Consider the following 12,422-nt stretch of genomic DNA (forward strand, 5'->3'; position numbering starts at 1 on the left):
GGGTGGCCCGCCGGCGATCGAAGCGGTGCGGCGCGAAGTGCCCAGTTCGGCGCCGCGCCACGCGCCGGCGTCAAGATCGCGTAATCTGGACAGTGGCGCGGCATCCAGGCCGAGTAGTCGGGCAGTCTCTCTGGTTCGCCGCTCCGGGCCCACCAGCACCCGTGCGCCCACCGGTGGCTCGAACGCCCGGTCCGCCTGTCCCCACCGGGGCGAGCGGTTCGTCGGCCGGAAGTCGCTTTCGGCGCCGCGGTGACACCGTGGGAGATCAACTCGAGTTTGCGAACACCAGGCACCGTCGCAGCATAGAAACACCGAACTGTCACCGGTCGCCGGCTCGGATCCGATCGCCGGCTCCCGGCCCGTCGTGCCCCCGCGAGCAGGAGGTGATCGAGGAATGACAGATATTCTGATCCGTGCCGTGCCCGGCGCAGTAGTCGACGAGATAGACCGGCAAGCTCAGGCGCTGGGGATATCCCGGACAGCGTTCCTCCGTCGCCGGCTCGACCGGGAATTCCGGCCGGTCGGTGGGGTGAGCACTGCCGATCTGGTTCGCCTGGCCGAGCTGATCCGCGATTTCGGAACACCGGAGATCGTCGACGAGGATCCCGAACTGGTCGACGGCAGCCTGCCCTGAATACCGGGGCGGCCACCGGCAGGTGTCGGTGGCCGGGTGCAGACTGGAATCCATGAGCGAGTTCTCCGCCGCCACCCAGCAGTGGTTCGAGGGTGCGTTCCCCGCGCCCACGGACGCTCAGCTGGGTGCGTGGCGGGCGATCGCCGCCGGTGACCACACCTTGGTCATCGCGCCCACCGGGTCCGGTAAAACCCTCTCGGCGTTCCTGTGGGCCATCGACGAACTCGCCCGGGCAGACCCGCCGGTGACCGGTACCTCCGTGCTCTATATATCCCCGTTGAAGGCGCTGGCGGTGGATGTGGAGCGTAATCTGCGGGCGCCGCTGGTAGGTGTACGCCAGACGGCACGGCGGCTCGGTCTACCGGCGCCGGAGATCAGCGTGGGTGTCCGGTCCGGGGACACCCCGGCGCAGGAGCGGCGGCGGTTACAGCGCACACCACCGAACGTCCTGATCACCACCCCGGAATCACTGTTCCTCATGCTCACCTCGGCGGCCCGGGAGACGCTGCGCGGGGTCCGGACGGTGATCGTCGACGAGGTGCATGCGATCGCCGGGTCCAAACGCGGTTCGCATCTGGCGCTTTCGCTGGCCCGACTGGATTCGCTCACCGAACGGCCCGCCCAGCGGATCGGGTTGTCCGCGACGGTGCGTCCGCCGGCCGAAGTGGGCCGGTTCCTGGTGGGCCGAGCCCCCATCACCATCGTGTCGCCGCCCGCGCCGAAGACCTTCGATCTGTCGGTGCGGGTGCCGGTCGCGGATATGACCGAACCGGGCGATTCCGAACAGCCCGGTTCACTGTGGCCGCATGTGGACGAATCGATCGTCGAGCTCGTTCTGGCCCACCGGTCGTCGATCGTATTCGCCAACTCCCGGCGCCTGGCCGAACGGCTCACCGCCCGGTTGAACGAAACCTATGCGGAGAAGCTCGGGGAGGGGCCCGATACCGCCCATGCCCCGCCCGCTCAGCTCGGTCCCTCCACCGAGGTCACCCACGGCGCCGAACCGCTGCTCGCCCGGGCACACCACGGGTCGGTGAGCAAGGAGCAGCGGGCGCTGATCGAGGACGATCTGAAGAGTGGGCGATTGCGCTGTGTGGTGGCCACCAGCAGCCTCGAACTCGGTATCGATATGGGTGCCGTGGACCTGGTGGTGCAGGTCGAGGCTCCGCCCTCGGTGGCCAGCGGGTTACAGCGGATCGGTCGCGCCGGGCATCAGGTGGGTGAGATATCGCGTGGAGTGCTGTTCCCGAAACACCGCACCGATGTGGTGCACTGCGCGGTCGCGGCGCAGCGGATGCTGGCCGGGCAGATCGAGGAACTGAAGATCCCCGCGCATCCGCTGGACATCCTCGCGCAACAGACGGTGGCGGCCTGCGCCCTGGAACCCTTGGACGTCGACACCTGGTTCGATACCGTGCGCGGCACCGGAAGCTATGCGGCGCTGCCGCGGTCGTCGTACGAAGCCGTGCTGGATCTGCTGGCCGGGCGCTACCCCTCCGACGAGTTCGCCGAATTACGCCCGCGGCTGGTCTGGGACCGCGACGCCGGCACCCTGACCGGCCGTCCCGGTGCCCAGCGGCTGGCGGTGACCTCCGGCGGCGCAATCCCCGACCGCGGCATGTTCGCGGTGTACATGGTGGGCGAGAAGGCGTCCCGGGTGGGTGAACTCGACGAGGAGATGGTCTACGAATCACGCGTCGGCGACGTGTTCGCGCTCGGCGCCACCAGCTGGCGGATCGAGGACATCACCTACGACCGCGTACTCGTGACCCCTGCTTTCGGTCATCCGGGCCGGTTACCGTTCTGGCACGGCGATTCACTGGGACGCCCCGCCGAACTGGGTGCCGCCCTGGGCGAGTTCGTCCGTCACGCCGGTTCGGATACCGCGTCCGAGGATTTCACCGCCCGGACGACCGCGGCGGGGCTCGACGAGAACGCCGTCGCCAATCTGCGTGCGCTACTGGACGATCAGCGCACCGCCACCGGCCGGCTCCCCACCGACCGCACCCTGGTGGTGGAGCGATTCCGGGACGAACTCGGCGACTGGCGGCTGATCCTGCACTCCCCGTACGGTATGCCGGTGCACGCGGCGTGGGCGCTGGCTGTCGGCGCCCGGCTGCGCGAACGGTTCGGGGTGGACGCGTCGCCCAATGCCTCCGACGACGGTATCGTCGTGCGACTACCCGATACCACCGACGAACCCCCGGGCGCGGAGCTGTTCGTCTTCGAACCGGACGAGATCGACGAGATCGTGACCGAGCAGGTGGGTGGTTCGGCGCTGTTCGCTTCCCGGTTCCGCGAATGCTCCGCCCGCGCGCTGCTGCTGCCCCGCCGGGATCCCGGCAAACGGGCGCCACTGTGGCAGCAGCGGCAGCGATCGGCCCAATTACTCGATGTGGCACGGAAATTCCCGGACTTCCCGATCCTGCTGGAGACAGTGCGCGAATGCCTGCGTGATGTCTACGATCTGCCCGCGCTCCGGGATCTGCTGGGCCGGGTGGCGCGCCGGCAGATCCGGCTGGTCGAAGTGGAGACCGCCACCCCCTCGCCCTTCGCCAACGCACTGCTGTTCGACTACATCGGCCAGTTCATGTACGACGGCGACAGCCCCCTCGCCGAACGCCGCGCGGCCGCACTGTCCCTGGATTCGAGCCTGCTGGCCGAACTACTGGGGCGGGTCGAGCTGCGCGAGCTGCTCGACAGCGAGATCATCGCGCAGACCGAGCTGGAACTTCAGCGGCTCACCCCCGAACGCAAGGCGCGCGATGCGGAGGGCCTGGCGGATCTGCTGCGCCTGCTCGGCCCGCTCACCGCAGCCGAGGCCCGGGAGCGGTGCCGGGAGGACCCCGCGGACTGGTTCGCCGAGCTGGCGGGTGCCCGGCGGGTACTGGAGGTGACCTATGCCGGCCGGGTCTGGTGGGCCGCGATCGAGGACGCCGCCCGGCTGCGCGACGCGCTGGGTGTTCCGCTGCCGATCGGCACCCCGGCGGCCTTCATCGAGCCGGTTCCCGATCCGCTGGGCGATCTGGTGGCCCGCTTCGCGCGCACCCATGGCCCCTTCGGGACGGAAGCGGTCGCGCGACGCTTCGGGCTGGGAACCGCTGTGATCGCCTCGGCACTACATCAGCTGGTGGCCGAGAAACGGGTGGTGGAAGGCGAGTTCACGCCCGAGACAGCGGGCTCGGAATGGTGTGACACCCAGGTGCTGCGCCGGCTGCGCCGCCGTAGCCTGGCCGCCGCCCGGCACGAGATCGAACCGGTGTCCACCGCTGCCCTGGCACGTTTCCTCCCCGACTGGCAGCATGTCGGCAGCGGCGAGCTGCGCGGTATCGACGGGGTGGCAGCCGTGGTCGAGCAGCTCGCCGGGGTCCCGGTGCCGGCCTCGGCGTGGGAATCGCTGGTGCTGCCCGCCCGCGTCCGTGACTACGCCCCGGGAATGCTCGACGAACTCATGGCCACCGGTGAAGTCCGATGGTCCGGGCACGGAGTGATCAATGCCAAGGACGGGTGGATCGCCCTGCACCCGGCCGAACAGGCTCCGCTGACCTTGCCGCCCCCGGACGAACCGGAACTCGACGACCTCCATCTCACCCTGCTCACCGCGCTGGGCGCCGAGGTCGCCGCCTGGTCGGCGCCGGTCGGCGGCTCGTCCGCGGAACGCGGTCCGGTGGCCGGCCGGGAACCGTGGTCGCCGGAGGGTTCTGCCGTGGGGCACGATGCGGCGGGCGGGCACCTCGAGCCGCGGTCGCCGGCGGCACGTTCTGTCGCGGGACGGGATACAGCCGACGGACGGGGCGAACGGGCCCGGGGTGGTTCGGCCCTCACGGCTCTGCGCGGTGGTGGGGGCGCCTACTTCTTCCGTCAGCTCGCCGATGTGACCGGGGTTCTCGACGACGCCCGGGTCGCGGCGGCGCTCTGGGATCTGGTCTGGGCCGGGCTCATCTCGGGCGATACCTTCGCCCCCGTTCGCGCCCGCCTGTCCGGGGCGACCCGGACACCGGCCGCGCACCGCACTCCCCGGCGCGCTCCACGCGGACGCGCCTATCTGCCCCGGCCGGCCATGCCGACCCGTTCGGGACCACCCACCGTGGCCGGGCGCTGGTCGCTGCTGCCCGAACGCGCACTCGACAACACGGTCCGCGCGCACGCCACTGCCGATCTGCTGCTGGAGCGCTACGGAGTAGTGACCAAGGGCGCGGTGCAGAACGAGGGGATGCCCGGCGGATTCGCGCTCGCCTACCGCGTACTCAGCGAATTCGAGGACCGCGGCCGCTGCCGGCGCGGCTACTTCGTGGACTCCCTCGGCGGCGCCCAGTTCTCCACCACCGATGTAGTGGACCGATTGCGTTCCTTCGAGGGTGACCGGCGCTCGGCCGGCCCGGCGCTGGTCCTCGCGGCCTGCGATCCGGCCAACCCCTACGGCGCCGCCCTCGCCTGGCCCAAGACCGCCGGCGGGGCCGGACACCGCCCGGGCCGCAAAGCGGGGGCACTGGTCGTATCGGTGGACGGCGAACTCGTGCTGTATCTGGAGCGCGGTGGCCGAACCCTGCTCACCTGCACCGAGGACCCGGCCGCTCGCCACGCCGCGGCCACCGCGCTGGCCGATTTCGTCCGTTCGGGGCGAGTGGATTCCTTGGTCATCGATCGGGTCGACGGCGAATCCGTGCACGGCAATACCTTCGCCGGCTTCCTCACCGAAGCCGGGTTCAGCGACACCCCGCGCGGCCTGCGCCTGCGCGGACGACGGTGACGCCGTGCCGGAAGGTGATGTGGTGTTCCTCGCCGCCGGACGGCTGCGTGCGGCGCTGGCGGGCGAAACGCTGATTCGCAGCGATTTCCGGGTGCCACGCTACGCCACCGTCGATCTGCGCGGTCAGGTCGTGGACAGCGTCGCCAGCTACGGGAAACACCTGTTCGTCCGCACCGACACGGTGAGCATCCACACCCACCTGAAAATGGAGGGCAGCTGGCGGGTGTTCCACTGCGGCCAGCGCTGGACCAAGCCCCGCGTCACTGCCCGGCTGGTGCTCGGGACCGGCGAGGTGGAGGCGGTGGGATTCGATCTGGGTCTGGTGGAGGTCCTGCGACGCGCCGACGAGCACACAGCGATCGATCATCTCGGACCCGACCTGCTCGGACCCGGCTGGGACCCGGCCGTTGCCGTCGACCGGCTGGCCCGGCAGCCGGAACTTCCGGTCGGGCTGGCTCTGCTGGATCAGCGCAACCTCGCCGGAATCGGCAATATCTATCGCAGCGAGGTCTGCTACCTGCGCAAGGTGCATCCGGCCCGGCCGGTGGCCGAAGTCGGCGATCTGCTCGCCCTCGTCAACGAAGCGCACCGGGTTCTGTATCGGGCCGCCCATCAGCCGCCGTGGCGGCCGCTGGTCTACGGCCGGGCACGCCGCCCCTGCCAGCGCTGCGGTACCGCGATCCGGGTCGAACTCCTGGGTGAGACTGCGCCACGTGGCGATCAGGTGAGCCGCCGGGAACGCGGGATCTACTACTGCCCGAAATGCCAGGTCATGCCGGAATGAGCACGTAACCTGTCGCATATCGGCCGTTGCCTCTTCTGTGACGGTCGCCATGGGCGTGGTAATGATCGGCACCGTCGCGACGACACACGGGTACCGCACCGGAAGCAGGTCCATGAACACCCGAACCGTCCACCTGGCCGCCTTCGCCGGCAAATTGCTGTCGGCGATATTGGCAATCGTGGCGACCGCGGTGTTCTGTTATTTCCTGCTCCACCCGGCCTCTACACCGTCGGGCCCCGCACCCACCCCACTCGGCCCCGCCATCACCACCCCCGCACCCGCCGGCAGTCCGCCCGCCGCCCATTGACCGCCGACGCATCGACGTTGCGGCGGGTTCGATCGCTATCAGCGTTCGATCGGTACCGGTTCCAGGATCTCCGGGCGCGGCTCCGGCGCGGCGATCCGCAGCGCATCGGCGGAGGCGTCGTCGGGCTGGGTCTGCGAGCGGATCTCGGCGTCTACCCGCGCGAGGTAGGTCCGGACTTCGCGGCTGGTTTCGGCCTCGTCCCAGCCGAGCACACCGGCCATCAGACCAGCCACCTCTTCGGCGCAGTCGGCGCCTCGGTGCGGATATTCGATGGAGATGCGGGTGCGGCGGGCAAGTACATCGTCGAGATGCAGTGCGCCCTCCGCGGCGGCCGCGTACACGGCTTCCACCTTCAAGTAGGACGGCGCGGCCTCGATCGGCTGCCGGAGCTCCGGACGATCCGCCGCGAAAGCCATGACCTCGTCGATCATCGAGCCGTAGCGGTCCAGCAGATGTTTCACCCGGTACGGGTGCAGACCGTACTCGTCGGCCAGTTGGACCGTCTGGTTGACCAGCGCGAAATACCCGTCGGCGCCGAGCAGCGGAACCTTGTCGGTGATCGAGGGCGATACCCGGGCGGGTATGTCCTGCGCGGCCTCGTCCACCGCGTCATAGGCCATCACCCGGTAGGTGGTGTATTTGCCGCCGGCAATCGCGACCAGCCCCGGCGCGATCCGGGCGACCGCATGCTCACGCGACAGTTTCGATGTATCGTCGCTCTCCCCCGCCAGCAGCGGACGCAGACCGGCGTACACGCCGTCGATATCGTCATGGGTCAGCGGCGTGACCAGTACCTGGTTCACCCGCTCGAGCAGGTAGTCGATATCGGCCTTGGTGGCGGCCGGATGGGCCAGGTCGAGATTCCAGTCGGTATCGGTGGTGCCGACGATCCAGTGCGCACCCCACGGGATGACGAACAGTACCGAGGTCGCGGTGCGCAGGATGATCGCGGCGTCGCTGACGATCCGGTCCCGCGGGACCACGATGTGCACGCCTTTCGACGCCCGCACATGGAACCGGCCGCGCTGCTGCGACAGCGCCTGCACCTCATCGGTCCACACCCCGGCCGCATTGATCACCACATGGGCGCGGACCTCGGCGCTGCGACCGTCCTCGCTGTCGCGTACCCGCACCCCGACCACCCGGTCCGCCTCGCGGAGGAACCCGACAACTTGGGTGGAGGTGCGGATCACCGCCCCGTAGTGAGCTGCGGTCCGGGCCACCGTCATGGTGTGCCGGGCGTCGTCGACCACGGTGTCGTAGTAGCTGATCCCGCCGATCAGCGAATTACGGCGCAACCCCGGCGCCAGTCGCAACGCGCCGTGCCGGGACAGATGGCTCTGCCCGGGAACAGATTTCGCGCCGCCCATGGTGTCGTAGAGGAACAGCCCCGCGGCCACATACGGTCGTTCCCAGCCCCGGCGCGTCAGCGGATACAGGAAGCGCAGCGGTTTCACCAGATGCGGCGCCAGCCGCGCCATGGACAGTTCACGCTCTTTCAGCGCCTCCCGCACCAGCCCGAATTCGAGTTGTTCCAGATACCGCAGGCCGCCGTGGAACATTTTCGACGAGCGACTGGAGGTGCCCGATGCCAGATCCCGCGCCTCGACCAGCGCCACCCGCAACCCGCGAGTGGCGGCGTCCAGTGCTATACCGGCCCCGACGACGCCGCCGCCCACCACGACCACATCGAAATGGTCTTTGCCCAGCCGGTCCCAGGCCGTGCGCCGCTGGTCCGGTCCTAGAAACTGCGATCCCGGCTGAATGGTCATGGGTTTCGACTCCTGGAGCGTTCGACGAGGTCGGCTGTGGTTCCGTGAGTTCGCCCTACAGCCTATGCGCTGATCCGCCCCGATCGAGCGCAGCGAGACACCCGTCACCGACATGCCCGGTTACGCTAGCCTCCTGCCATGCGCTATGTGGCCGCCATCGACCAGGGCACGACCTCGAGCAGATGCATTCTCTTCGACCGTTCGGGCCGGATCGCGGGCCTGGCACAGCGGGAACACGATCAGATCTTTCCCAAACCGGGCTGGGTGGAGCACGATCCGGAAACATTGTGGCGCAATACCGAATTCGTGCTCGGTGCGGCGCTGGACGAGGCCGGGGTGCGGGCGGCCGATATCGCGGCCGTCGGTGTCACCAATCAGCGCGAGACCACAGTGGTGTGGGAACGCGAAACGGGCCGGCCGATCCACAACGCCATCGTCTGGCAGGACACTCGCACCGACCGGCTGTGCACCGAACTGGCCGGTGAGCACGGCGCCGACCGCTACGCCGACCGCACCGGACTGCCGCTGTCGACCTATTTCTCCGGCCCGAAAGTGCGCTGGATCCTGGATACCGTTCCCGGCGCCAGGGAGCGGGCCGAGGCAGGTGAGCTGTGCTTCGGCACGGTGGACAGCTGGGTGCTGTGGAATCTGACCGGCCGGCACATCACCGACGTCACCAATGCCTCACGAACACTGCTGATGGATCTGCGGAGACTGCAGTGGGACAGCGAGATCTGCGCGGAAATCGGCGTACCGACGGCGATGCTGCCGGAGATCTGCAGCTCTTCGGAGGTCTATGCGGAGATCACGTCGGGACCGCTGGCCGGGATACCGGTCGCGGGCATCCTCGGCGACCAGCAGGCCGCGACCTTCGGCCAGGCGTGCCTGTCCCCGGGCGAGGCCAAGAACACCTACGGCACCGGTAACTTCATGCTGCTGAACACCGGCACTACACCGGTGTTCAGCGAGCACGGCCTGCTCACCACCGTCTGCTATCGGCTCGGCGAACAGCCGCCGGTGTACGCGCTGGAGGGGTCGATCGCTGTCACCGGCGCACTCGTCCAGTGGTTCCGTGACAACCTCGGCATCATCGGCGCCGCGGCGGAGATCGAGGATCTGGCGCGCACCGTGGACGACAACGGCGGCGCCTATATCGTGCCCGCTTTCTCGGGTCTGTTCGCCCCGCGCTGGCGGCCCGATGCCCGCGGTGTCATCGCCGGCCTCACCCGGTTCGTCACCAAGGCGCATCTGGCGCGGGCGATCCTCGAATCGACCGCGTTCCAGACCCGTGAGGTGATGGACGCGATGCGCGCGGACGCCGAAGCCAACGAACTGAGCCTGGAATCGGTCGCGCTCAAGGTCGACGGGGGGATGGTCGCCAACGATCTGCTGATGCAGTTCCAGGCCGATATCCTCGATCTTCCGGTGGTTCGCCCGCTGGTCAACGAGACCACTGCCCTCGGCGCCGCCTACGCGGCCGGCCTGGCCGTCGGATACTGGTCGGGTACCGACGATATCCGCGCCAACTGGACCGCCGACACCACATGGACCCCGGCCATGCCGGCCGCCGAACGCGAGGCCCGGCTACGGGACTGGGACAAGGCCGTCGAACGCACCTACAACTGGGCGGACTGACCGGCCGCGGCGATCTGCGCCGAAGCCGCCGCGGCCCGTGCCAGCCGGGCAGCCGCCTCCCCGAGTACCTCGGGCGCGGCGGTGGTGAAACACATCCGCATGGCGTGCGGGTACGGGGTGGTGACCGCGAACGCCTGCCCTGGAACGAAGGCGACACCCGCGTCGAGCGCCCGGGGCAGCAGTTCGGTGGTATCGGTGCCGTCGGTGAACTCCGCCCAGACGAACATCCCGCCGGAGGCCGAACTGCAGCGCAGGCGATCACCGAACTGAACGGCCATGGCGTCCACCAGCGCGGCGGCGCGGGCGGCATAGACCCCGCGCACCGTATCGATATGACCGCCGAGCCACTCGGTATCGGCAAGTAGTTCGGTGGCGATCTGCTGGGTCAGTGCGGAACCGCACAGGTCGGCGCCTTGTTTCAGCAGTTCGACCGCGCGGCAGACCCGCTCCGGGGCGACCATCCAGCCCACCCGCAGGGTCGGCGCCAGGATCTTGGAGGCGGAGGACAGCCGGATCACCGCCGGCGAATACGTCGCGACAGGTTCGGGCGTGGGCCGGTCGAACCACAACTCCCCGTAGGGATCGTCCTCGATCACCCAGAACCGGTGCTTCTCGGCCGCGGCAGCCAGCGCCCGGCGCCGGCGGGGACTCATGGTGACGCCGCCCGGATTGTGGAAGTTGCTCACCGTATGCACGACCGCGGGTCGCTGCCCGGCGGCGATCAGATCTTCGAGCAGGTCGACCCGCATGCCCTCGCTGTCCAGCGGCACCGCCACGATGCGCGCGCCGGCGGCCCGGAACACCTGGAGCGCGCCGATATAGGCCGGATCCTCGACCACGACCAACGCGCCGGGGTCGAGCAGCACCTCCGCGAGCAACGACAGACCCTGTTGTGAGCCGTGGGTGACGAACACCTCCCCGACTCCGACAGGCCGCCCCAACCGCCCGGACTCCCGTGCGGCGAGTACATCGCGCAGCGGCCCCCAGCCCGGCGACTCGGTGTATTGGAGCGCGGCGGGACTGCGCAGCGCCGTTTCGGCCGCGGCGGCGATCCGCGGGCCGGGCATGAGCGCGGCATCGGGCAGACCACCGGCGAGGCTGATGACATCCGCCGCAGCGGTGAGCTTCAGCAGGTCGCGGATGGCGGAGCTGGTCAGGCCGGCAAGTTTTCCGGCCAACGGCGCGGCATCATCGGGCATGGGGGCCTCCGGGTATCACCTGGTCGATACCCAATCATCCCATGAAAACCAGAATATGAAACTGTGATCTCAAATAATGGGATCAGCGGCGGTCCTCGATCACCCACAGCAGAGTCTTACCGTCACGCTCCACGGTGGTGACCGTCTGCTTGTACACCGTCGTCACCCCGTTCGGCCGGCGCTCGGTGAGATCCACGTCGAAGGTATTCGCCGTCCGCTCGGTGATCCGCACACAATGCTGCGTTCCGGCCGGGATCTGCTCGTCGATCGCCTGCTGGATGGTCTCGGCCGAAGAAATGGCCGGCGAATCCGGCGCCACGAATTCCCGCGCACCGGTACCGCTGCGCTGGGCGTAGAAGGCATGCTGGAATCCGAGCACGGCATCCGGCCCGCTGGTCGTATCGCCCGCGCCGTTACCCACGGTGACCGCGCCGTCCTGTGTCGCCGGGCAGCTCAACCCGTCGATCGCCTCCGCGGTGGGTCCGGTACCCCCTTCGCCGCCACCACCTCGGACCACGACAATCGCCACACCCACCGCGATGAATGCCACGATCACCGCCGCCACCGTGACAATCGTGCCGAGGGGCAGTTGACGACGCGGCTTCTTGGCCAGCGTGCTGGATACCGACTGCGGCGTGAGTTTCTGCGCGATCGGGTCGCTGTCCCAGGACAAACCACCCGAACGCGGTCGTACCGGCTCTTCGGCCCGGTCACTCGGGCCGGTCGGCGGTTCGGAGCCGGGCCAGCGCAGATCCGCGGCACTGTGCCGAACGGTCGCCTGCTCCGGCTCGACCGGCCGATCGTTACCCGGCCGGCGCTGCGACACCGGATCCCCGGGTAGCGAATGACGCACAGTCGTGTCATCGGCACCACCCGGCCGCGGACGTGTCACCGGCACGGAATCACCGGTCACCGGAGGATAGGCCGGTGTGGAACTGTCCGGCGCCCGATACTGCGGCGGCGGCGCAGGTAGCGTCGGTGGCTCCGGGGCCGGCGAAGCGTCGGCCGGACGCCAAGCCAGCTCCGGGTTGTCCGCGCCCGCCGGTTGCCAGCCCTGCACCGGTAGATCACCGGTCGGCGGCCCGAACTCCGATACCGGCGGCCCGAATTCCGATACCGGAGGTCCGAATTCGCCCGTGGGCGGACCGAAATCCGCCGGGTCGGATTCGCGCCCTTTACCTTCGCCCTCGCCGGTCACAGCCCATCCCTTTCGAGACACGCGGGTGGGGGGGGCCGATAACAACCCCCCCCCCCGCCAAAATTTAAAACGTAAAAGAAAGGGGGGCAACCCCCCCCCAGGGGTTTTAAACCCCCCCCGTTTAAAACAGCGACAGGGTATTT

8 protein-coding genes are annotated in these 12,422 nt (G+C 69.1%); 5 read left to right on the plus strand and 3 right to left on the minus strand.

All coding sequences use genetic code 11. The features are described from left to right. The first annotated feature begins 394 nt into the window (after positions 1-394). The 4 genes from vapB (at position 395) to QH195_RS34575 (ending at position 6,475) form a co-directional block, all read left to right on the plus strand. Positions 395-634 (plus strand): type II toxin-antitoxin system VapB family antitoxin, encoded by a 240-nt coding sequence (gene vapB / locus QH195_RS34560; RefSeq protein WP_280420066.1) that lies wholly within the window; start codon positions 395-397, stop codon positions 632-634. A 52-nt stretch (positions 635-686) separates the two neighbouring features. Further along, positions 687-5,384 (plus strand): ATP-dependent helicase, encoded by a 4,698-nt coding sequence (locus tag QH195_RS34565; RefSeq protein ID WP_280438482.1) that lies wholly within the window; start codon positions 687-689, stop codon positions 5,382-5,384. Positions 5,385-5,388: 4 nt separating this feature from the next. Then, positions 5,389-6,168 (plus strand): DNA-formamidopyrimidine glycosylase family protein, encoded by a 780-nt coding sequence (locus QH195_RS34570; RefSeq protein WP_280420068.1) that lies wholly within the window; start codon positions 5,389-5,391, stop codon positions 6,166-6,168. Between the two features lie 112 nt (positions 6,169-6,280). Beyond that, positions 6,281-6,475, plus strand: coding sequence for a hypothetical protein (locus tag QH195_RS34575; protein ID WP_280420069.1), 195 nt, complete (start codon positions 6,281-6,283; stop codon positions 6,473-6,475). Between the two features lie 38 nt (positions 6,476-6,513). Here QH195_RS34575 and glpD read toward each other — a convergent pair whose 3' ends face one another. Beyond that, on the minus strand, positions 6,514-8,247 hold the full coding sequence (gene glpD / locus QH195_RS34580; RefSeq protein WP_280438483.1) for a glycerol-3-phosphate dehydrogenase: 1,734 nt from the start codon (positions 8,245-8,247) through the stop codon (positions 6,514-6,516). A gap of 138 nt (positions 8,248-8,385) precedes the next feature. Between glpD and glpK the strand changes: the two genes are divergently transcribed. After that, positions 8,386-9,882, plus strand: coding sequence for a glycerol kinase GlpK (gene glpK, locus QH195_RS34585; RefSeq protein ID WP_280438484.1), 1,497 nt, complete (start codon positions 8,386-8,388; stop codon positions 9,880-9,882). Here glpK and QH195_RS34590 read toward each other — a convergent pair. Together QH195_RS34590 and QH195_RS34595 are read right to left on the minus strand one after the other, a co-directional pair. Continuing rightward, complete coding sequence (locus QH195_RS34590) at positions 9,864-11,081, minus strand: PLP-dependent aminotransferase family protein (RefSeq protein WP_280438485.1); 1,218 nt, start codon at positions 11,079-11,081, stop codon at positions 9,864-9,866. The genes glpK and QH195_RS34590 overlap by 19 nt on opposite strands. An 82-nt stretch (positions 11,082-11,163) precedes the next feature. Beyond that, the gene (locus QH195_RS34595; RefSeq protein WP_280420073.1) at positions 11,164-12,279 is read right to left on the minus strand and encodes a hypothetical protein; all 1,116 of its coding nucleotides are present in this window, start codon (positions 12,277-12,279) and stop codon (positions 11,164-11,166) included. Between the last annotated feature and the right edge of the window lie 143 nt (positions 12,280-12,422).

Origin of the sequence: Nocardia carnea (assembly GCF_029868855.1) — a bacterium.
Lineage (GTDB): Bacteria > Actinomycetota > Actinomycetes > Mycobacteriales > Mycobacteriaceae > Nocardia > Nocardia carnea_A.

Bases quoted from the DNA above. Each gene is read 5' to 3' on its own strand.
- glpD (WP_280438483.1), bottom strand. From the start codon at position 8,247: ATGACCATTCAGCCGGGATCGCAGTTTCTAGGACCGGACCAGCGGCGC.
- glpK (WP_280438484.1), top strand. From the start codon at position 8,386: ATGCGCTATGTGGCCGCCATCGACCAGGGCACGACCTCGAGCAGATGC.
- vapB (WP_280420066.1), top strand. From the start codon at position 395: ATGACAGATATTCTGATCCGTGCCGTGCCCGGCGCAGTAGTCGACGAG.
- QH195_RS34590 (WP_280438485.1), bottom strand. From the start codon at position 11,081: ATGCCCGATGATGCCGCGCCGTTGGCCGGAAAACTTGCCGGCCTGACC.
- QH195_RS34575 (WP_280420069.1), top strand. From the start codon at position 6,281: ATGAACACCCGAACCGTCCACCTGGCCGCCTTCGCCGGCAAATTGCTG.
- QH195_RS34565 (WP_280438482.1), top strand. From the start codon at position 687: ATGAGCGAGTTCTCCGCCGCCACCCAGCAGTGGTTCGAGGGTGCGTTC.